19 protein-coding genes and 4 pseudogenes are annotated in these 21729 nt (G+C 43.0%); 11 read left to right on the forward strand and 12 right to left on the reverse strand.

The features are described 5' to 3' along the window. The first annotated feature begins 729 nt into the window (after nt 1-729). Nucleotides 730-1614 (forward strand): hypothetical protein, encoded by an 885-nt coding sequence (locus PUQ00_RS05440; RefSeq protein ID WP_300413916.1) that lies wholly within the window; start codon nt 730-732, stop codon nt 1612-1614. 83 nt (nt 1615-1697) lie between these two features. Next, nucleotides 1698-1877, forward strand: a pseudogene (locus tag PUQ00_RS05445) (hypothetical protein); the annotation flags it as partial. Between the two features lie 368 nt (nt 1878-2245). On the opposite strand, the gene clpP reads toward PUQ00_RS05445, so the two are convergent. After that, nucleotides 2246-2857 carry an ATP-dependent Clp endopeptidase proteolytic subunit ClpP gene (clpP, locus tag PUQ00_RS05450; protein WP_300413918.1) on the reverse strand — a complete coding sequence of 204 codons (612 nt, stop codon included), beginning with the start codon at nt 2855-2857 and terminating at the stop codon, nt 2246-2248. Nucleotides 2858-3336: 479 nt separating this feature from the next. On the opposite strand from clpP, the gene PUQ00_RS05455 reads away from it, so the two are divergent. The 3 genes from PUQ00_RS05455 to PUQ00_RS05465 all read left to right on the forward strand — a co-directional run bounded on the left by PUQ00_RS05455 (nt 3337) and on the right by PUQ00_RS05465 (nt 6749). Beyond that, nucleotides 3337-3492 carry a hypothetical protein gene (locus PUQ00_RS05455; RefSeq protein WP_300413920.1) on the forward strand — a complete coding sequence of 52 codons (156 nt, stop codon included), beginning with the start codon at nt 3337-3339 and terminating at the stop codon, nt 3490-3492. A gap of 194 nt (nt 3493-3686) precedes the next feature. After that, a complete protein-coding gene (locus PUQ00_RS05460; RefSeq protein ID WP_300413922.1) occupies nt 3687-5741 on the forward strand; it encodes a thioredoxin domain-containing protein in 2055 nt (684 codons plus the stop codon). 411 nt (nt 5742-6152) lie between these two features. Further along, nucleotides 6153-6749: a molybdenum cofactor guanylyltransferase gene (locus tag PUQ00_RS05465; RefSeq protein ID WP_300413924.1), complete on the forward strand. Its 597-nt coding sequence runs from the start codon at nt 6153-6155 to the stop codon at nt 6747-6749. A gap of 137 nt (nt 6750-6886) precedes the next feature. Here the strand turns inward: PUQ00_RS05465 and PUQ00_RS05470 are convergent, their stop codons facing one another. Continuing rightward, nucleotides 6887-7144: a cytochrome P450 gene (locus PUQ00_RS05470; protein ID WP_300413926.1), complete on the reverse strand. Its 258-nt coding sequence runs from the start codon at nt 7142-7144 to the stop codon at nt 6887-6889. A 401-nt stretch (nt 7145-7545) separates the two neighbouring features. After that, a complete protein-coding gene (locus PUQ00_RS05475) occupies nt 7546-8109 on the reverse strand; it encodes a TetR/AcrR family transcriptional regulator (RefSeq protein ID WP_300413929.1) in 564 nt (187 codons plus the stop codon). A 464-nt stretch (nt 8110-8573) separates the two neighbouring features. Here PUQ00_RS05475 and PUQ00_RS05480 point away from each other — a divergent pair. The 3 genes and pseudogenes from PUQ00_RS05480 to PUQ00_RS05490 form a co-directional block, all read left to right on the forward strand. Further along, nucleotides 8574-8840, forward strand: a pseudogene (locus tag PUQ00_RS05480) (thioredoxin domain-containing protein); the annotation flags it as partial. A gap of 201 nt (nt 8841-9041) precedes the next feature. Beyond that, nucleotides 9042-9209, forward strand: a complete 168-nt coding sequence (locus tag PUQ00_RS05485) for a hypothetical protein (protein WP_300414114.1) — start codon at nt 9042-9044, stop codon at nt 9207-9209. Continuing rightward, nucleotides 9193-9738: a hypothetical protein gene (locus PUQ00_RS05490; protein WP_300414103.1), complete on the forward strand. Its 546-nt coding sequence runs from the start codon at nt 9193-9195 to the stop codon at nt 9736-9738. Before PUQ00_RS05485 ends, PUQ00_RS05490 begins: the two co-directional genes overlap by 17 nt. Before the next feature lie 205 nt (nt 9739-9943). Here the strand turns inward: PUQ00_RS05490 and PUQ00_RS05495 are convergent, their stop codons facing one another. Continuing rightward, nucleotides 9944-11443 carry a family 10 glycosylhydrolase gene (locus PUQ00_RS05495; protein ID WP_300413931.1) on the reverse strand — a complete coding sequence of 500 codons (1500 nt, stop codon included), beginning with the start codon at nt 11441-11443 and terminating at the stop codon, nt 9944-9946. Nucleotides 11444-11683: 240 nt separating this feature from the next. Between PUQ00_RS05495 and PUQ00_RS05500 the strand changes: the two genes are divergently transcribed. Beyond that, entirely contained in the window at nt 11684-12619 is a 936-nt protein-coding gene (locus PUQ00_RS05500; protein WP_300413933.1) for an ABC transporter substrate-binding protein, read from the forward strand. A gap of 52 nt (nt 12620-12671) precedes the next feature. Next, a complete protein-coding gene (locus PUQ00_RS05505) occupies nt 12672-12836 on the forward strand; it encodes a hypothetical protein (protein WP_300413935.1) in 165 nt (54 codons plus the stop codon). A gap of 68 nt (nt 12837-12904) precedes the next feature. On the opposite strand, the pseudogene PUQ00_RS05510 reads toward PUQ00_RS05505, so the two are convergent. Further along, nucleotides 12905-13156 (reverse strand): annotated as a pseudogene (locus PUQ00_RS05510) (amidase family protein); the annotation flags it as partial. 345 nt (nt 13157-13501) lie between these two features. Between PUQ00_RS05510 and PUQ00_RS05515 the strand changes: the two are divergent. Beyond that, a complete protein-coding gene (locus PUQ00_RS05515; RefSeq protein ID WP_300413938.1) occupies nt 13502-14305 on the forward strand; it encodes an IS701 family transposase in 804 nt (267 codons plus the stop codon). Nucleotides 14306-14579: 274 nt separating this feature from the next. On the opposite strand, the gene PUQ00_RS05520 is transcribed toward PUQ00_RS05515, so the two are convergent. The 7 genes and pseudogenes from PUQ00_RS05520 to PUQ00_RS05550 form a co-directional block, all read right to left on the reverse strand. Beyond that, nucleotides 14580-14975, reverse strand: a complete 396-nt coding sequence (locus PUQ00_RS05520; protein ID WP_300413944.1) for a hypothetical protein — start codon at nt 14973-14975, stop codon at nt 14580-14582. A 186-nt stretch (nt 14976-15161) separates the two neighbouring features. Then, entirely contained in the window at nt 15162-16130 is a 969-nt protein-coding gene (locus PUQ00_RS05525; RefSeq protein ID WP_300413947.1) for an FTR1 family protein, read from the reverse strand. 332 nt (nt 16131-16462) lie between these two features. After that, nucleotides 16463-16897: a ferritin-like domain-containing protein gene (locus tag PUQ00_RS05530; protein WP_104906910.1), complete on the reverse strand. Its 435-nt coding sequence runs from the start codon at nt 16895-16897 to the stop codon at nt 16463-16465. Between the two features lie 186 nt (nt 16898-17083). Continuing rightward, complete coding sequence (locus PUQ00_RS05535; protein WP_300413950.1) at nt 17084-18115, reverse strand: helix-hairpin-helix domain-containing protein; 1032 nt, start codon at nt 18113-18115, stop codon at nt 17084-17086. A gap of 171 nt (nt 18116-18286) precedes the next feature. Continuing rightward, a complete protein-coding gene (locus PUQ00_RS05540) occupies nt 18287-19312 on the reverse strand; it encodes a multicopper oxidase domain-containing protein (RefSeq protein WP_300413952.1) in 1026 nt (341 codons plus the stop codon). A gap of 410 nt (nt 19313-19722) precedes the next feature. After that, nucleotides 19723-20052: pseudogene (locus PUQ00_RS05545) on the reverse strand (DUF1636 domain-containing protein); the annotation flags it as partial. Between the two features lie 423 nt (nt 20053-20475). Continuing rightward, complete coding sequence (locus tag PUQ00_RS05550) at nt 20476-21702, reverse strand: hypothetical protein (protein ID WP_300413954.1); 1227 nt, start codon at nt 21700-21702, stop codon at nt 20476-20478. Nucleotides 21703-21729 lie beyond the last annotated feature (27 nt).

The raw sequence follows: 21729 nt of genomic DNA on the forward strand, positions 1-21729 counted from the left end.
GTTGGCGGAGCCTCCCTACGTCGCTAACGCTACGCTATCGAGCGTCTGGGGGACTACCGAACCCGAAGGGTCTTCTCCCAAAGGGAGACGCTAAAAGCGATGGGGTCTCCCCAAGAGGAGGAGCCAGCCGCTCTTTCGGGTCTCCCGACTTGAGTGGACTGGCGTCAAGTGGCGTGGAAACTACAGGTGTTTGATTGTCTAGAGTGAAGGTAATTTTACGCCATTAGCCTCTGATTTTAACTAGGAGGAACTGCCGTGAACCCAATTTTCCCACATGTAGAATCGGTAACAATTAGGTGAGCAGCTTAATAAGCAGTGAGGGTGAACCTTATCTCTATTATTGTAGATTTAGAGCACACTTCCAGAAAATAGTTCTAGATATTAAGTTGGGTAATCAGTATAGCATTGCAGGCAAGACTACCCAGATAAGTTCGCACTAGCCAAAAATTTCGTCAAAAAAGAGCTACTGCTACAATTGGAACACGAGACAAAGCAAGAATATCACCTTGATAGAGAATTCTCCTTACTCATCGTCTGCCAAGAAACTAATTACACATAATAGTAAGCAATTAAAAATGTTCGCGGAGCGTCTCGTAGACAAGAAATGCAATATTGGCAGGCATCCTGGGTATCGAGTGGATGTAAATTAAAGTAAGGGCAGTTTACCTCGCTTGAGCATACAGGCAGTATCACCCCGTTATTAAAAATATTTAGATTGGTAGCAGTATTATGTTGGCTCAATTCCAGAGCTTGTATCCCAAGGGCAGTCTGATTTCTGAATTAGTGCAAATTTTTCAAGGAAAATATATTGTCCGGGCAAGCGTGCAAATTGAAGGCGTAACCCGTGCTACGGGTATGGCAGCAGCAGAAACAGTAGAAGCAGCAGAAGACCAAGCCAGAACGAGGGCGTTGATAGTTTTGGGTATTACAAATGCGCCACCAGAATCAGTGGCATTTAGCTCAAATCCAATTTCCCCGTCGCAGCTAAATCCTTCCTTGAATATTAAAGGTGGATTAAATGAATCTGGCTATTCCTCTGCAAAAGATGAGGATTTTGTTAGTAGTCAATGGTCAGTGGTCAGCGACAAAGAAATATCTATCCCGCCTTCCAGAGTCCGGAACATCAAACCAGAAGTAGTAACAAGCAGTAACGAACAGTACGAACACAGCAATGCTGCGCCTTTATCAAGCGATACCTATAGCCAGGATTTAGGTCAAAACTTTCCTGTAACTACTAACCAGGAGCTAGAATTTGATCCTCCAGTTGAAAACTTGGAAATAACCTTTGATAACCAGGTGGAAAATCAAACCTTTCCAGGAATTTCTGCCAATAATGTTACACCATTTACACCTCGGAGTTACAGTCCTCAAGAGGATGTCGCCGCTCCGTCAGGGACAGGAAAGAGAAAGAAGAAAGCTGAACCCGTGGATTTATCGGATGTAATTGCTAAAACAGATGTCGAACTTCAGCGCTTAGGCTGGACACCAGAACAGGGACGGGAGCATCTGATTGAAACCTACGGTAAGCGCGGGCGGACTTTGCTGACTGAAGAAGAATTGCACGGATTCCTCAAATACCTCCAATCTCAGCCAGACCCATTAGCGGGATTTTGATTAGTCAATAGTCATTTGTCTTTTGTAATCGGTAAGGGTCAATCAGAAAAGACATAGGCTATTGAAATACTAATGAAGCTATGGAACCGGTAAATTTTTCTCAAGTAATTGCTCAAATGGATATCGAAATGCAGCTACGAGGCTGGACAACAGTCCAAGGACGGGAATATCTTAAAAAAACTTATGGGAAGCGCTCGCGTACTTTACTGACAGAAGTAGAGTTATTAGACTTCCTTCAATACCTTGAATCTCTACCTACACCAACATTAGACCAAGTTCTAATTGCCAAAATTAATGTCGAAATGCAGCGATTAGGCTGGACAACACAGCAGAGACAGGAATATCTTAAAAAAACTTATGGAAAGTGATCGCGTTTTTTGCTGACCAATCAGGAATTGCATGAATTCCTCCAATATCTCCAATCTCGGCCAGACCCAAGAGCAGGATTTTGATTTCCAACTTCTAAATCAAGTTTTGCACTTCTAAATCGAGTTTTGAACTTCTAAATCAAGTTTTGAACTTCTGAATCAGGTTTTGAAGTCAAATAACCCCTCTTCACTTATAAAGAGGGATTATTTTTAGGGTTTAAGGGAATTAAAAGTGGTAATTCCCCATTTGCCAATCATGACTATTAATTAACAAGAGCAACTGCTGGGCGGCTACCAGCGGCGTGACGGTCAATCACTTGGTCAATCAAACCGTATTCCCTGGCTTCCTCTGGCGACATGAAGAAGTCACGTTCAGTATCTTCAGCAATCCGCTCAATTGGTTGACCTGTATGTTCAGCTAAATAGTCGTTTAGCCGCCGCTTGTGGTACAGAATTTCCCGCGCCTGAATTTCAATATCAGTCGCCTGTCCTTGAGCGCCGCCTAAAGGTTGATGAATCATAATCCGAGAATGGGGTAAACTCATCCGCTTACCCTTAGCACCAGCACTGAGGAGGAAAGCGCCCATACTCGCCGCCAATCCGGTACAAATTGTACAGACATCAGGGCGAATGTGTTTCATAGTGTCAAAAATGCCCATACCAGCCGTCACCGAACCACCGGGAGAATTGATATACATATAAATATCTTTCTCCGGGTCTTCAGCATCCAAATACAGCAGTTGGGCAACAATCAAGTTAGCAATGTTGTTATCAACTTGTTGTCCCAAAAAGATGATGCGCTCACGTAACAGCCGTGAGTAGATGTCAAAGGCGCGTTCACCTCGACCCGATTGTTCAATAACGATAGGAATCATGGAAGCGTGTTTGTGGCTACTTTAAATACATTTTATCGGTGACAGCATCAAACTGGGGTTGATCTCTACTGTTCCCAGGTAGATAAATTAAATCTTTCTCGTTTTCCCTTCTCTAATAAAAGTGCAAAAGGTGCTTATGCATATAGATTTAACCCCTAAGGGCACTTTTTAGCGACAAAAGCTGTCTAAAAGAATATCCCGATTAAGGGAAGAATAAATCAAAAAACTCCAACTGTCGCCAATCTCATATCTCCGACTTTGCGGCACAACCTTGGCGATGTGGTAATTAGACCGATAACCGAAATCTGAATTGCTTAGGGAATTACGTTAAATATCGAGTAACATTTTAAACATTTTTTTAGGGTTTCCCTCAGCAATTATTAAGTTATTTTTGTTAGATTCGGTAAATCCATAGAATAAGGTGTATTTAGAATAACCAGTCTTACTTGAAATGCTATCCACTCAGAGAGAGACGTGCCATGCTGGAAAAATTTTTACAAGCCGCCATCATCACCTTCTTGCTCCACCTGATAGTAGGACTTAGCCCAAATACTTTAATTCAGACAAAGACAGCATCACCTGTGCAAGAAACGCCACCAAATATCGTTAGCTTGCTATTGCGATCTTTTCAATGAGAATGTTTCATAAATTGTACGGGTGTCGGCGATGTCAAACAATTTTGGATTTGATACGGTCAAAGACATGCACTACTTCTACCCAAGGGGTAATTCGCTCGTAGGGTTTCTTGCGTATGTACATAGCCGTCTAGGCTAACACTCCTCTTAACAGGGTAGACTGAGCAAAGAAGGCAACTCATTTGCATTTGATCATGACTAATCGCCTTGCTGAAGCTAAGAGCCTCTATCTCCGCAAACACGCTGAAAACCCGATTGATTGGTGGCCTTGGTGTGACGAAGCACTTGCAACTGCAAGGGCGCAAAATAAACCGATTTTTCTCTCCATTGGCTACTCTAGTTGCCACTGGTGTACTGTCATGGAAGGCGAGGCTTTTTCTGATATTGCGATCGCTGACTACATGAATGCCAATTATCTTCCCATCAAAGTAGACAGGGAAGAAAGACCTGACCTGGATAGCATCTATATGCAGGCTTTGCAGATGATGAGTGGTCAAGGGGGTTGGCCTTTGAATATTTTTCTTTCCCCAGAAGATTTAGTGCCGTTTTATGCTGGTACTTATTTTCCTGTAGACCCGCGCTATGGTCGTCCGGGATTTTTGCAACTGTTGCAAGCCCTTCGCCGTTATTACGACACAGAAAAACAGGACTTACAGCAACGCAAAGCTCTAATTATTGAGTCTCTCCTAACGTCTGCGGTGTTGCAAGAGGGTACAACAAATGAGCTTGAAGACCATGAATTACTCCGCCAAGGTTGGGAAATCAGTACAGGTGTAATTACTCCTAGTCAATCTGGCAACAGTTTTCCAATGATTCCCTATACACAATTAGCACTGCGGGGAAGTCGATTTAATTTTGAATCTCGTTCTGATGGCAAGCAAGTTTGTACCCAACGGGGACTAGACTTAGCGTTGGGAGGCATTTATGACCATGTGGGTGGTGGTTTTCATCGCTATACTGTTGACCCTACTTGGACAGTACCCCACTTTGAAAAGATGCTTTACGACAATGGACAGATTGTGGAATATCTGGCTTCTTTATGGAGTACAGGAGTACAAGAACTAACCTTTGAGAGGGCAGTTGCTGGTACTGTACTATGGCTAAAGCGGGAAATGACCGCGCCGGAAGGTTACTTCTATGCTGCTCAAGATGCCGACAGCTTCACTGTTCCCACGGCAGTAGAACCAGAAGAAGGAGCCTTTTACGTCTGGAGTTACAGTGAACTACAACAACTGTTAACACCTGAAGAACTAAAGGAATTAGAACAGTTTACAGTCACACCTAACGGCAACTTTGAAGGTCGTAATGTCTTGCAAAGACGTTATTCAGGGCAACTGAGTGCAACGCTGGAAACAGTACTGAGTAAGCTGTTTACCGCTCGCTATGGCGTTAGTTCTGAGTCTCTAGAAACTTTTCCCCCTGCTCGTAATAACCAGGAAGCAAAAACTGCTAACTGGCCAGGTCGCATTCCTTCGGTGACAGATACAAAGATGATTGTCGCTTGGAATAGCTTGATGATTTCTGGGCTGGCTAGGGCTGCTGGGGTGTTCCAACAACCGTTATATCTGGAATTAGCAGCACGAGCAGCGAATTTTATCTTGAAAAATCAGTTTGTGGATGGGCGTTTCCACCGACTCAACTATCAAGGAGAACCAAGCGTTTTAGCTCAGTCTGAAGATTACGCCTTTTTTATTAAAGCTCTGTTGGATTTACAAGCTTCCAACCCTGAGCAGGAGCAATGGTTAGAAAAAGCGATCGCTATTCAAGATGAATTCAACGAATTTCTCTGGAGTGTAGAGTTAGGGGGTTATTATAACACATCAAGTGATTCCAGTCAAGATTTAATTGTCAGAGAGCGGAGTTACGCGGATAATGCTACACCATCAGCTAATGGAGTTGCGATCGCTAACCTTGTCCGTCTGGCGTTACTCACCGATAATCTAGATTATTTGGATTTAGCAGAACTTGGCTTAAAAGCTTTTAGAAGCGTCATGCATCGCGCTCCCCAAGCTTGTCCCAGTTTATTTACAGCTTTGGATTGGTATCGTAATTCTACCTTGATTCGCAGCACAACTGAGCAGATTAACGCTTTGATCCCCAAGTATTTACCGGCGGCTGTGTTTGCCGTAACATCTGATTTACCAGAGGGAAGTGTTGGGTTAGTTTGCCAAGGTTTGAAGTGTCTTGCACCGGCAGAAAGTGTAGAGCATTTATTACAGCAAGTGCAGCAAAGTCAAAATAGGGCATAGGGTATGGGGCATAGGGCATAGGGCATAGGGCATAGGGCATAGGGTATAGGGTATGGGGCATGGGGTTATTTTCCTTGCCTGTCTAGTGCCTACTCCCTAGTTTTTAGGTGAATTCTAGTAATAAAATTACCATAGCCGTTGGTTTCGACTTCGCTCAACCAACTGAGTAATCAAGAGTTGAACGTTCCCGTAGCGTCTGGCAAAGAAGTCGAAACTCGTCAACATAGGTATTTTTTTCATCAGAAATCACCTTAGGAAGGTGAATTAAATAAAATGCAAAACTTCATCCTGTATCTAGCTTCCCTCTCCTTTATAAGGAGAGCGATTGAGGGTGAGGTAAGCCAGGGACATAAATCATATGTTATTTAATTCTTATTCCTTAGTACCCAGACTCGGATTCGATGTATAACTATGACGACCCAAAGCAAATTAACCGCAATTGTGCTAGCAGGCGGTAAGAGTTCTCGGATGGGTCAAGATAAAGCCTTGATTCCCATTCAAGGAGTGCCGTTGTTACAGCGAGTTTGTGGTATTGCTCAAAGCTGTGCTGATGCTGTTTATGTAGTAACTCCTTGGCCAGAACGCTATCAAGACTTGCTTTTGTCTGGTTGCGAGTTTATCCGGGAGGTACCTTTGTCTGGAGAACCTCTAGCCCACGGGCCTCTAGTTGGATTTGCCCAAGGACTAGCCGAAGTGCAAACAGAATGGGTGTTGTTGCTAGCTTGCGATTTGCCGAGGTTGCGAGTTGAGGTGTTGCAAGATTGGGTAACTAAACTTGATAGTGTGGGAGATGATGCGATCGCAGCTTTAGCTGATCATCCCAAAGGCTGGGAACCTCTGTGTGGTTTCTATCGCCGTCACTGTCTACCACAACTTCTAGAGTTTATCAACCAAGGGGGGCGATCGTTTCAACAGTGGCTTCGGCAATATTTTGTAGAAGTTTTGCCCTTAGCAGAACCAGAAATGTTGTTTAACTGTAATACACCAGAGGACTTGGCTTTAAGTTAATTGAAAAAGAATACAGAATTTTTTTAACGAACTGCTAAAGACGCATACTCCTACGGAGAAGCAAGCTAGCAAGAGCGTCTGGTAGAGAAGTGGGGGCTACGCCTACGCCCATTTCAACTATTTCTCTAATAAAACACTCAAGCTTTCCAGTCCATGTACCAACAGTGTTGGAATACTCTAAGAGTTTGGGTTGAGTCAACCCGAAGATTAGGAAATTCTTCCAGCAAAGCCTTCAGTGCAATCTTGGCTTCTAGTCGAGCAAAAGGTGCGTTCAAACAGAAATGAATTCCATTACCAAAGGCAAAATGTTTATTAGGTTGTCGATCAACGATCAAGTGATCGGCATTCTCAAACCGAAGTTCATCTCGATTGGCAGAAATTATCCATGCCCGCACAAGTTGCCCTTGAGGAATTATCTGGTCTCTAATTTTGGTTTTCCCGACGCATTTTAGCCAGCCAGGGAAAAGGATTGAGCAGGAATTGTGAATCGGTCGGTAGGAATTGTAAATCGTTAGTCATGATAAATCTCCTTGTGTAAAAAATTGCAGGTTGAACTGAGTCGGATGCTGTTACCATCTGGCACTTCATCGATTACGAGAAATCTGTTATGGAATTACGGAGTCAGGGGAAGAGCAATGTCTGCGACAAGACGTTCGCGTAGCGTCTCCGACAGGAGAAGCGTCTACGCGCTGACTCGAGATGTAATCAACACAGCTATGGCAAAAATCTCTACACGCAAACACCAAATTAGGAAAGCGCCCAAATCAAGCTTTTTTAAAACTGTCTTAATTACGAATTACTCTTGCGCCAGTTTTAGCAGAGTTTCAATGACCTGCTTTTGCAAAGACTCCTTTGGGACTCCAAGACCAAAGAGGTGGACGAAGGATAGACCATTAATCGCTAGACGAATCACGGTTGCCATCGCTGGATCGAGTCCACTTGCTTCAATTAGCCGTTGCCAATCAGCAAACTTTTCTTGAATTGGCTGAAGTAATTCTGGATTTTCAGCGATCGCTGCTAGCAAACTGAATTGAATTGCAGTAGAGTGAGCATCAAAGTTTCCATGTGACCGGATATAGGCTCTTAGCCAATGTCCTGGTGTATTCGGTGCATCATCTTGCTCCAATTCATCCTCTAGTGATGTTGCCTTTTCATCAATTAGCTGTTGCAACATCCCAGCAATCAAGGCTTCTTTGTTGGGAAAGTGATAAAGTAATCCACCTTTACTGACACCTGCTTCGCGGGCAACTGCCTCCAACGTCAATGCCTTTGAACCATGAGCTACCATCACTCGCCCTGCTGCTTCTAGCAATGCATTACGGGTGACAGACGTAAATTTTGTTTTTTTGGTAGCAGTCATAGAGCTTGAATGATGGAACTAGATAAATTGTCCGGTGAACACAGTTTATCTGGCAACGAGATTGTCAATATCTTCTCTCATTGCTTCATCTGTGGGGCAGCAAGGCTAGGATTAGATTTATTGGGTCTTGAGGCTCTGTTTGAAAATCGGTAGGATGTAATCATACAGTGTAAAGTTTCATCCAACAAATCTGTAGCACGTCGAACCTGCAAATTTTGAGACAGCAGCGAATTGCTATGGTAACTGAAAGCAGTTTGATTAGCAAAGGGATTTGCAATGGTAAACATCATATTCTCAATCCAAGATTGATACAGATTGGATTCAAGTATCAACTATTAACTAACCGTCCAGACGGTAAGGCATCAATTAGGATAATTAATTTCTTGGAGAGTTACTCCTGTGCATTTTTCCAGACTCAGGACTCTCTTTGGTTAGAAAAAGCGTTGGCAAAGCCCACCCTAGGTATCGCTATCCAAGATGAATTCAACGAATTTCTTTGGGGTGTAGAATTAGGGGGTTATCACAACACATCTAGTGATTTTAGTCAAGATTTAATTGTCACAGAGGGTAGTTATGCTGATAATGCTACACCAGCAGCGAATGGAATTGCGATCGCTAACCTTGTCCGTCTGCCGCTACTCACCGATAATCTAGATTATTTGGATTTAGCAGAAATTGGCTTAAAAGCTTTTAGGAGTGTCATGCATCGCGCTCCCCAAGATTGTCCCAATGCGATCGCAGCTTTGGCTGATCATCCCAAAGGCTGGCGCTTCATTTTTATAATTCTTAATATTTTTACTTATAATTTTACCTTCTCTGCGCCCACCGTACCTCTACTCGTTGGCGCAGCCTTTCGTAGAGGCTGTACTTGCACTCACAATCAAATCTCTACCTTAGCCATGAGGTATTGGCTGAGGTAGAAGCATTTTCAATTGCCGATTCCACAAAATAGCCCTAACGTGGAACTGCTAACTATATATATTAAGGACGCGAGGAGTGATCATGGGGCAGACACAGGAGCTAGGACAGATTATCATCCTGAATGGTGTCCCGCGATCGGGGAAGTCGAGCATTGTCGCAGTCATCCAGGAGACATTTGAGGGTGTGTGGATGAACTTGGGTGTCGATAGGTTTATGCAAATGACTCCCGCACGATACCTGCCTGGGATCGGTCTGCGGCCAGGAGGAGAACGCCAGGACATCGAACCCCTCGTTCCTATTCTGTACAGCGCCATGTATGAGTCCATCGCCGCCCACAGCCGCTTGGGTCTGAATATCGTGGTTGATGTCGGACACCATGACGCCTACGCAATAGAACGGGGCATTCTGGCCGATAGTGCCCGGCGTTTGAACGGATTGCCGGTCTTGTTTGTAGGCGTTCGCTGCCCCATCGAGATCATTATGGAACGACGACAAAACACGGGGTGGAACGTGGTCAGTACAGCCGACTCCTCGATGCCACGTCCGGTTCAGTTATGGCAACGTGAAGTCCACATTCCTGGCATCTATGACCTTGAAGTCGATACCTCGTTGTTAAGTTCGGGTGCGTGTGCCGAGGTGATACGCCAGTACCTCGCAGATAGTCCAGCACCGTCGGCATTCCAACGACTCGCTGCACACCATACTTAAGCTGTAGTTATGACTGTGTTTAGTATATTAAACATCTGGTGAAATTAAATATGCGTTATCTAGAACCCTTGTAGAGACCCGAAATTCCGCGTCTCTACATTCTTTTTCGGAGATGTCTATTTGGGATGAATTTGTAAACTGTATGATTCTATAAGGTGAAAGTTGAAAGGGAAATTCGATCCCTTTCAGTACTTCTGTAATCAGTCTACTTAACCCGACAGAATTTGCGATCGCTATCACTCTCAGGATATTGCCAAGAATAGGCAAAATGGCTAACTCCCTTCAGTTGGGGGGCAAATTGGCGAAGTGCCTGCATTTGCGCTTCTAGGGATGGACGATTAGTGATGGGTTTTCCCCACTGACCAGCTAAAGCCGGGATTATCTGCGTACCCGGTTTTGCCATACTCAAAACCCGTTGCACTTGCGCCACAATACAACTGACATCACCGCAAGTCGCATATAACATCGGATGCCACTCTAATGTAGTGGGAAACCGATCCCAAGGTTGCAAACGGGAATCATACCCTTGTCCTACAGTTTGATTGCCCTCAGGGAAAAACACCACTCCTGTGGGAATATTTTGCTGCTTTGCTGGATAACTGCCTATGGTAACAAAATCTAGAATTCCTTGCATAGCGTGGGCAACGGCAAGCTGCCACAACTCCCATTGCAAAAGTGGTTGTCTGTCGATTGCAGGCAGGATTGACTTTGGCGCTGGTGGAAGAATACGTCCTTGCCAGAGGGGTTCTCCTTCCTGGGGATAAAGTTTATCGATTTCGGTTATATCTGTGCCAGTGATGTATCCCTTACTCAAAAAGCGGCGAATTAAGTCCAGCCCTTTGTAATTCTGTGCCCGTTTGAATAAAGCTTCTTGGGTTGCAGGACTAAATAGCCATAAATCTGAAACTTTGGTGGCGATAGAATCACTTCCTGCTTGTCGCGGATAACGCACGTAATCAAATAGCAAGCCATCTGGGCGACGGCGCAAAATTTCTTTAACTAATTGGTAGTAGTCGCGTTTTGCTTGCAAGTTGTAGGGGTCGATAAATACTTGAGAGCCATTATCTACAACATATAGGCTCGTTTGACCTTTGCCATTACGAGCGATCGCATCTTCTCGATTTCGGCGCTGGGCGTAAGTATAGCCGAAATTTATGGTAAACATCCACGCGTAGACCTTCAAACCGCGTTGCCGACCTTTTTTAATTGCTGTGGCAAGTATATCGGTGTTTTCTGCTCCTGGAGTGCGAATCACAGCAGGCCAAACCGTCGGGTTAGCTTTTGCTGGCAATAATACCTGTCCGTCGTAAAATACTTCCAAATAAACTTGGTTATAGCCACGGTTAACAATCCGATCCATAATCTGATCAATTGTTCCTGGCCGAATGTCACAGGGATACAAGCGTAACCAAATGGCTTGGATTTGCGGCCAAGTCCGAGTGCGGCATTCCTGTAATTCCTCTCCCTGTTTTTCTACCATATTTTGGTAACGCGTTTCAGCATCTTGATTGCCTTTGAGGGCTGATAAACGTAAGTTTTCTTTTTCTTGCACCGCCGTTGATGATAACTGACAATACTCAGTTCCTTGCGCCCTTGCTGCTTCGCTCTCAAAGTTGGGGAGCAAGGAACTACTAGTGAAAACAACAGCGAATAGGCACCGCCAAAATAATGTTACTCTTGCAACGTTCAAGGGATGGTTAGACATACCTACCAGTAGATGGACACATTAATCATCGACTCCAATTCAGATAATTGTGGGCAATGTGTATCGAATTATATAGTTAAGTAGTAAGGGTTTTAAAACCTATTTTTTTAAGACTGCCAAAGACCTATTTGTGTTGCCGCATTTTTTATCAAGACATAAACGCATACAGGGCAGTATAAAACAGCTGAATACAAAGCAAGTTTAGTCTGCTGCCATTTTTACCCCAGAAGGAATTTTAATATGCATCGTCGTTGGCTCTTATCTGCTTTAGCACTTTTGATCAGTATAGTTTTAGCTGCTTGCACGACTGCAACCACTCAGCAGCCACAAATAAAAGTCACAAACCCTACTGAGACAACAAATACAAATTCTCAGCAATTACCAAAAGGATCAGCAAAAAGAGTTGTTGCTCTTTCTTCTCTTTCTGCTGACATTATCTTTCGACTCGATCAAACAAAAATTGTCGGAATCACTGGTAGCAGATTATTTAAGAATGATTCCAGATTCCAGAATATTCCCCGTGTTAGTGAAGGTCAAAGTCCGCCAAATTTAGAAAAAGTGGTGGCACTCAAACCTGATTTAGTTATTGGTGCAGAAGGTTTTTCTAACATCCCAATTCAAAAACTTCAGCAGCTAGGAATTCCGACCTTTCTCACTAAGGTGAATAACTGGGAGTCTTTAGAAGAACTTACTAAAACACTTGCTAAATCAATTGACGCTGATCCTCAGCCTTTATTAAATCGTTATAAAACTTTCTTACCAGAAAAACCAACTCAGGGTTTTTCTACTCTAGCGTTGGTTAGTCGTCAACCAATTTTAGCGCCGAATAAAAATAGTTGGGCAGGGGATTTGCTAGCGAAATTCCAGACGAAAAATATAGCAGCAGATTTACAAGGAAAAAGTCCAATTGCTGGCTATGTGACGCTTTCGGCTGAGAAAGTTTTAGAAGCAAATCCAGAGGTAATAATTTTGGTTAATCCCCCGCAAGGGAATTCGGAAGTAGCGCTTTTAGATTCGCTGAAAAAGGAAGCTTTTTGGCAGCAACTGCAAGCAACTAAAAATAACCGAGTCTATGTGTTTGATTATTATGGTCTGGTGAATCCAGGTAGTATAGATGCAATTGAAAAGGCTTGTCAGCAGCTTAAGCAAGCGCTGTTTGCACCACAGGGTACTTAGCTCAATAATGGGAGAACGTCGCAGTCAATCAAGGATGCATTTATCGGAGGTGATGACAATAGTGATCGCTTCTCTACCAGATGCTGGGCGTAGCTTGCTTTCTCGTAGGGGTACGCCAACGCCAAGGGCGATCGCATTTCATGGTAATGATAAAAGTCAACACAGCACTGGTCGAACTTACGTTAATTATAGGACTTACGCACAAGTTACGGAATAGCTAACCGCTCTAGGCGCAGAGGACACCGAGAAATCAGAGTTTGAGAGATATTTTGCGTAAGTCCTGAATTACTTGAAAACATTTGTATTCAATTCCAATGGCATGATAAAAGGAGAAACGCTTTCGTAAGCTTTAGCTGCTTGCAATACCAGTAAATCTCTATATTTCGCAGCAACAATTTGCATTCCTACAGGCAAACCATTTGTAGTGAAGCCACAAGGTACAGACGCAGCAGGTTGTTGTGTGAGATTAAAAGGATAGGTAAAAGGCACCCAATCGCGTTGCGGATTCTCGATAGATGATTGGGGTCTGTTTTGTCCAACTGGAAAAGCGACTGTAAGTAGGTAGGCACAATTAAAGGAAACTACATAAACTTATGTAAAGCATCAAAAACGCTTTAAATATAAGCTTTTAAGCGATTTAGATTTCTTAATTTAGTTGTATTTTTTAGCGCCCACCTACTTAGGTAAGGTAGGAGTAATCAGTAAATCATAGTTTTCATGAAAGCGTTGCATTTGTCGTCCCAATGCTTCACGAGCATCTTAGCGCTCTTTTATTACTCTCATGAGAGTATAATTAATTACTAACAGTTTAACTTAGCAAGGGTATTTAATTGGGTTCAAGAACGGCTACCTCCACGATCACCGTGGTAGATCAGTACTGCGATGCCTATAGAGATTTGTTTCCACTTATTGAGGACATTTGAGAATTTTAAACATCTTCATGCTGGGATGTTATCTGATATAAAGCGTAAATCTTTACCAGAAATAGCGAAAGCAGTAGGTTTACATGATGCACAACCACTGCAAAACTTCCTTACGAATTCACCTTGGTCAGTAGTTGCTTTACGAGAGAGACGTTTAGAACTGACTCTCTTAATGTTAGAGGGACGTTCATTTAAGTTAGTAATTGATGAAACTGGAGATAAAAAGAAAGGGAAGCATACAGATTACGTTGCGAGACAATATATTGGGAACTTGGGGAAAGTTGATAATGGAATTGTCTCAGTTAATGCTTATGGAGTATTAGGAGACTTGACTTTCCCTTTAATATTTTTAATATATAAACCACGAAAAAGACTCGAAGTAGGAGGAGTCTATAAAACTAAACCTCAATTGGCAGTCGAAATAATTGAGGCATTGCTCAAAATTGGATTTAATTTTGATTTGGTTTTAGCGGATAGTCTTTATGGAGAAAGTCCAACATTTATTGCTGTGTTATCCAAGTACGAAAAACATTATTTATTAGCGATAAGAAGTAATCATCGAGAGTTTAGCTTGCCAGATCAAGAGGCTAAGTATGGTGTGTGGCAAGAGTTTGAGCGGAAATTTAGTGATGGAAAGTCAGAAAAAAGATATATACAACAGATAAATGAAAGCGAATCTAGACTGATGTCTAAATATCGTGCATACCTCATTAATTCTTGCTCAAAAGCTTTTGGTATACGGATTGTACTCGTTTGTTTATGATTCCATGTAGATTTTCTGCCAGATTTTTCTCTATACCCTCCCCAGCTAGGGTTTAAGGCTTTTTTAGTAGTTTTTTTATTCACATTCAACATGATTTTGTGGCTTAATCATGTTACCTCTAATCTATGCCATGCCTTGGTTTTTTCACACATATATTTGATTACTTGCCAATATTTCCGACATAGTAGCGCCTGTATTATTCACAGCCTTCAAGGAATTTCAAGAATCTCAGCAAATCACAGCATTTTTCTCTCACCAGAGACATAAAAGAGCGTTAGGCGCTGAGATATTCTGCTAGTGTGATGCCATCACCTTCTTTGGCAATTAAGAGCAAGCCTTCTTCAATGACAGCTTGTTGTTCTGGACTAAAGCCACGCAGTAACTTGGCTGCACCAGCTTGCCACAAGGTTTGGAAAATACTGCGGGGATTTGCAAAACCAGGATCGACTTCTTCAACAACAGCATCAAGTTTGGCAAAAATATCAACTGCGGCTTTAACTAAGGCAGCTACTTCTGGCTCGACATCAGCGTAGCCAAAGTTAGGGCTGTAAGCGTTAGCGTCTCCCCTTGGGAGAAGGACGCAAAAAAGAGGCAGCGCGTTGCGGTGAATCCAGCGCTGTAGGCGGGTTTCCCGCCGTAGGCGACTGGTGAACCCGAAGGGGGGTTCCAAGAGTTGTAGCGACTGCCGTCACAAAGAAAGAAAGAAGTTAAAAGGGTTTAGCGCAGCCTCACAAAGAAATGGTATCAATCTTCAAACCAGTGCTGGATGATAAGCGATCGCTAAAGCTATTCCTAGTAATAGACTGGGAACAAGGGAGACTCTTAACGAGGCAAAAATATAAAATTAACTCTGCTTTTAATCCTTTGTAGAACTAATTGGTTTTTGAGCAAAGGGAATATTTTTTTTACCTTTAGGAGAAGCACCCCCAAGGCTGCGGAAATACAGTCCTCCAATAGTGAGTAAAAATGTCACATATCCCACTGCTTGGACAAGATAGAGATTGTCTCTGTAACCAAATAAAGATTTGAGGATAATGCCAGGAAACTGTTCGTCAGGCAAAATTGTGGAAGTATTTGAAACCATTGGCCCCAAAATACAGGAGTGGACTTTAGTAAAGCGTTCGTAATAGAAACAAAGGTTTTCTGTGGCACGACTGCTAAGGGCAAGGTTAGCCACAGCGTCGTCAAAATGTTTCAAGGCTGAAACTACCAATCCAGCCACAATCAACACTAATAAAACGCCCATTACCTGGAAAAACTGGCGAATGTCAATTTTGACACCCCATTTAAATAGCAGCACCCCAATGGCAGATGCTCCTACCAAACCAGCAATAGCACCCAACGCTGGCATTAATCCCTGTTGAAAATTAGCAGCAACGAACAGAACAGTTTCAAAGCCTTCGCGGACAACGGCAATTAAAATTAAAGTAAAAACGCCCCAACCAGCATTTGAGTTTTGTGTCAACGCTTCTGTTACCGCTCCTTCAACTGTAGCTTTCATGAATCTGGCTTGTTTAGTCATCCAGATTAGCATCCAACTGAGCATGGCGATCGCTAACACACTAAACACACCTTCTAGCCCTGGCTCAACTACGGAAGTGTATTGAGGATTCGCCGCTCCCAGTACTTGAATTACCCAACTGAATAGCACTCCTATTAAGGCACTGACGACAATGCCAACGCCGACACCAGCATATACCCAAGAGTTGAGTCGGGATTGTTTAGCTTTTTTTAGCAAAGCTAGCACAATGCCAACAACAAGGGCAGCTTCCACTCCTTCTCGGAGTGTTATTACAAAAGTAGGTAGAGCAGTACTAAAATTCATCTTTTGTCCTTTGTCTTTTGTCTTTTGTCATTAGTCCTTAGCCAATAACTAATAGACATTTGGGGAAATTAAATATGCGGTATCCAGAACCCTTGTAGAGACGCGAAATTTCGCGTCTCTACATTCTTTTTCACTTCTATGTCTAATGACTAAGGACTAATCACTATTAGAGATGATTTATAAAGTAAACCTTAAATTGTCGGGTGCGTTATAGCAACGCTTAACGCACCGAGAAACATGGTGCGTTACGGCTACTTCTCACTCTCTCGAACTCCCAAATCCTTGCATAGCCGTAACACACCCTACTTAATATTTACTTTATAAATAGCCTCTTAACCAAAATCGCGTAGCATCTTTTTGAGCTCGAGATTATGCATCTCTTCTTGCCCAATCATACCGCGAGCAAATTCTTCCAGATAAATGCTGGCATTGGTGACAGTTTCGAGCAGATCTTTATACAGATCCAATGCCTTTTTTTCATGGGATAAGCTTTCTGCTAAGATATCCTTGACTTTATGCTGGTAAGTTTCTTCCATTGGGGCAATTTTCAGTGAGGGATGCCCATCTAAACCAGTGAGAATTTCTCCCACTTGTTCGGCATGAAGTAAAGACTCACTTGCCTGTGCTTTGAAAAAAGCCACGATTGGAATGCGATTAGGACCAGTCACCATCAAAGAATAATGTGTATAGCGCACTACCCCTGCTAGTTCAAATTCCATGATGGCGTTCAGCAGGTCAATGGTCTTTTTCTGGTCAAGTTCTTGCATTAGTTGTTAGTTCAAGTAACGAATGGAGTGTAATGAGTTAGGAGTTAGAAGTTCGGAGTTGGAAGTTCGGAGTTAGCAGATCGAGATTCTTAACTCATAACTCCTAATTCATAACTCTTAACTCCTAACTATTTCCTCATTTTAAACTCCTTACCCTCTGCTTCCCATTAAATCAAAATGTTATCGTTATGCTTGAGTATTGGATTTGTCAACCACTTTTTGAGAGTTTTCCTCAATGGTTTTCACCAGCTTGGTAACTTCATTAGCAGTTTTCACTGCTTTCGCTGGTGGGGTGGCGGCGGGCCAAACTTTTATGAGTTCAGCGAAACTAGTGTCGATCGCTTTGTGTGCTTCGGGATCTGCTTGAGCTACTTGACTAGAAATTCCTTTGTATAATTCATTGGCGTAAACGACAAAACCACGGGAGTCTTGATACTCAATTGGCGCGGTTATTTTACCATCTGCAATCGCAGCGCCATATTCGGAGTTAGCTGAATCTAACAATTCGTTAATTACCTGGAGCACAAATCCCGGTTTTGAGCGTTCAGCTTCTGGCAAAGCTGCGATCGCTCCGTCAACTGCTTGCACTGAAGAAGTAAAATTGGTTTTAACTTTGCTATCCTTCGGATTAGATTTCACTAAATCTTGCAAACTCACCAAAGTTGTCTTAAATTCTTTGACTTTGCGCTCATTCAATTGTTCTTCTACGTCAACGTAAATCTCCTCAACTGGATGTCCAATATGAGGTTCTGCCTGTTTCGGCTGATTCTGATCCAGCAGTTCTTGTGCTACCAAAAGATGTCCTTTCATTAAGCCTAATTTAGACATATAGTCAACATCTTTGGCTTCACCCGTGAGTACCACTTCTTGAACACTAACCTGGTCTTTTATTTGGTCAAACTGCTGTTGAGTAATTACTTTTTTAGTAACTAAATCTTCTGGGCTGCCATAGGGACGATTTGCCTGGATTTTGTTCGATAAAGCCGGAACACCTAGTTTGGCTTCAAACTTATCTAGTTCTGACAATATTGCACTGTTAATGTTAATTTTTTCTTTGCCACTGTGACCACTATGACTGTTTTCACTTACTGCCTCTGTAGCTTGAGGGCTAGTAACTGGTGCTGATGGATTTTCTGCGGTTGGTGTACTGCTACAGGAACTCAAGGTAACTATTAAGGCTGCTGCTGCTGTTAAACAGATATAACGAAGTTTTATCATCTTTGCTCCTCGCATAACTAAAAAAGGTATTAATTGAAACATTTCAAACTATTATTAGAAAGTAGTTTGTTTGACAGATTGTCATAGATTTTACTGTCGCATATAATGAGATTCTTTATCAACTAGTTAGCTAAACTTTAATGAATTAATTACAAATTACTAATAATATTGTCAGGAATGTTTAACAGGATTTTGAGAGTTGCTCTGGGCAAGTACTTCAAATTGACCCATGCAACCATTTTCTGCGATCGCATCCTGATGGGGATGGAACATATACTTACCTGGGTAGCGAAAAGCAAATTCCAAAATGTGCCTTTCTGCTACACCCATCGTAATCACATCAGTTTTCTCGCTAGGAGTCATACTCATGCCATAGCGATAGACATCAAAGAAGTTGGCGTGGAGATGAAACGTCACTGCCGGATCGTATTCAATGATGTTGAGGACATATAGCCGAATCAACTGATCTTTGTAAATAGGAATCGGATGATGCATGTAATGATGGGGCGAACCGTTGAAGGCATAATAATCATTATGTCCATCATCATTCACGTCATATCCAGCCATCACTAGTACAATCTCATCAGCCGGGGGACGGGGATTAGGTGGATCGATGATAAACATTCCGTACAGCCCCTTGGCGATGTGACGGGTGACTGGTTCAATATGGCAGTGGTATAAGTGAACACCATAGGGTTCAGCATCAAATTCATAAATTGTGGCTTTGCCGTTGCTGATTGGGCGAACACCATCCATTTCCGCCGGATGAACGCCATGAAAATGCAAAGAGTGAGAATGTCCTGCTTTGTTGAGAAAAAGCACTCGGATGCGATCGCCCTGTTTTGCCCGTAGCGTTGGCCCTGGTATGCGACCGTTTAAATCCCAGATGTTGTAAGAGACAGCGCTATTGAGTTTTATTATGGAAGTACCGGCAGTTAACTGAAATTCCCGGATAGTCCGCCCATTTTCTTGCTTTACCGTCCCATAATCAAAATCCCTTAACATCTTCATCGGGTTAGTACCGTCGTCTGGTACTTCCATATCGAGTGGTGGCACTTTGACGATTGACTTACTTTGTAGATTTAGCATCTGCCAAAGTCCAGCTGCACCAATCACTCCAGCACCTGCTAGTCCCAGCTTCAATAATTCACGACGGCCCCAAGGTTTTCCGTTACCTAGAGCGAAGTTGTTGGGCATGACATTTAGTTACGGTTAGCGTCAAAAAAGAATTGCAAAAGATTTTCAATTACTTTTAAATATTAGAGGAATTAATAATTATTGTCAATAATTTTAATAGTGCTTGAAAACTGCTACTGAAGTTATTAGATTCAGGTCGAGCTATAATCTGTCTTGAAAATAGGGAGTAGGTATTCCTTTTTCGTTCTTGGTTGTGGGATTTTACTGTGATTAGCTGTCTTGCAAAACTCTAGGGAATTTTCTCCTTTAAATAGTATTTTTACTTAAATAGAAAGTATAAAGAAGTTAAGTTTTGAAGTGCTTTATTTAAAGCTAACTCCAAAGAATTCAATGTCCTCATATTTTTCTAAATGGTAATGAACCCCATTACTCATGAAAGCAAAAAGTACTTACATAAGTTAGTAAAATGTCTATTGACAGGGCGGCATCGGTGGAATCCGTGCGATCGCTCCGGCTCTGAGCAGTTCCGGGCGCTTGGCGTAGGGGAGCAAACCATCCGGTTTGGTGTGATACTGACTAGCACAGTCAAGTACGGCAGTTGCTGTGTTCTCTACACATTCAGCATCAGCAGGCAGATCGCCGAATAAGTAAGTGTGTTTGTTAACACAGACGAAAGCAATTGCACAAGCTTGGTCACAAACACCCATGCATTCAACGGGTCGAATCGAGAAATCGTCTTGCAACACCCAGTTATGATATAGGGTTTGTAATTTCTCTAGCAACAATTCACCGCCGCTTTTAGCAACATACTCTTTTGTCTAATGACTACTTCCACAGCTAGTGCAGATGAATATAATGTGTTGATGATTCATAGATGAATTGCAGGGTTCAATTTCTAATACTGTGTCTATAAAAATCCATATCGAACACTCAATGGTATCCGACATGGATTTTAGGCAATCAGCCTGTCTGGTCAGCCCCTTCCCTACGGGACGCTACGCGAACGGGGAATTAAAAATTAAGAATTAAAAATTAACATTCCCATAAATAAATTTATTTGCTTTGAAGTAAGGATGCCGTATTTCTCTCTACAAGAGGCAGCAGATTCGCGCTGCGCGTCTCAAAATACATTTTTCCTTCTTTTCCATAAATGAATTTAGCGCAAAGTCTGAGCGGAGGTTTCCTCCGCTCAGACTTTGTAAGAGAGGGGCTTGTATCCTTTTTTAATTTTTGATTTTTAATTGGAGCGAAGGGACGGTCAACCCAGTAGGCGGAGTCTGCCGTTGTCGCAGCCATAGTCCCAGCAGCAAACCAATTACCACAACTCCAGTGAAGTAGGTCAGCGAAATCAACCGGACATGCATCGGCGGAGCGACACCTTCGACTGGAATATTCTCTGCAACTTGAAATGGCTGAAATTGCCGGGTTACGTTTGCTTGCGGCGCAACGTCGACAACAACGCTATGGGGGGCACCGTCAAAGAATTCCTGCTCCCACACCAATTTTCCGTTGCTATCTGGAGTACCTTCATAAGCAAACGCCACCCAATTATTTTCGAGTTGTGTGGTTGTTACCTTCAATACTACATCTGTCACAGGTTGGCTGGTTTTGGGATCACTGACGCTAACCTGCAATCTGGCAGGTTGACCCACCGTTGCACTCTGATCACCCGATAGTTGCATATAAAGTCCTTGAGACTGCAATTTAGCGGGCTTACCAGAGGGCGGAAGTTCTTCTCCCATACCTGGCATCGACATATGGTGCGATTCGGCAAGTTCAGCGCTGATATTGACCCAGAGGAGTGCAGCGATCGCTACTATAATCAATCCACTCAACAACAATCGTACCTGTTGCGGGGCAATTTCTCCCGGTTGAATCGCTTGTCTGCCCCCAATCACCCAACCTCCTAGTAGCCCAACTGCCAGCAAAATCACAACCAGGATGCCAAAGTAGCGGAACTTTAAGGAATTTTCAGGCAGCGTCAGTGTCAGCTTTTGCTGAATCGGCTGAAATGCGTTGGCAACGAGCGGAGTAACTGCTACCTGGAGTTGATACGTTCCCCGGATTGGCAGGGTTTGTTGAACCTGCAACAGACCTGTTGGTGCATTGCCCTCAATGTCCAGCAACTTTGTCCCCTCGACGATCGGAAAATCTGTTGTGAACCAGGGGTTTTTAGGAGGGGTGAACAATTGCAGGTGGATTTTGGCATCCTTTAAAGATTGCCCTTGAGCATCTACGGCTTGCAGCATCAGCTGCACTGGCGGATTGTAGTGCCCTGATCCCAAAACTGTGGTGGCTTCAGCCTCAAGGGGTTGAACCTGATTAATCGGTGGATTCGTTGTTAGCCGCACCGATGGTTGAGGGGATTGTCCAAGTCCGATCGAAGCATACAGGATAATTCCGATCATGCAAATCGCACCGATCAGCTTAGACCACTTAAGTAAAGTCATTTGATTTCTTTGCTCCTGCTAATCATT

The organism is Nostoc sp. S13, assembly GCF_029379315.1.
Classification (GTDB): domain Bacteria; phylum Cyanobacteriota; class Cyanobacteriia; order Cyanobacteriales; family Nostocaceae; genus Nostoc.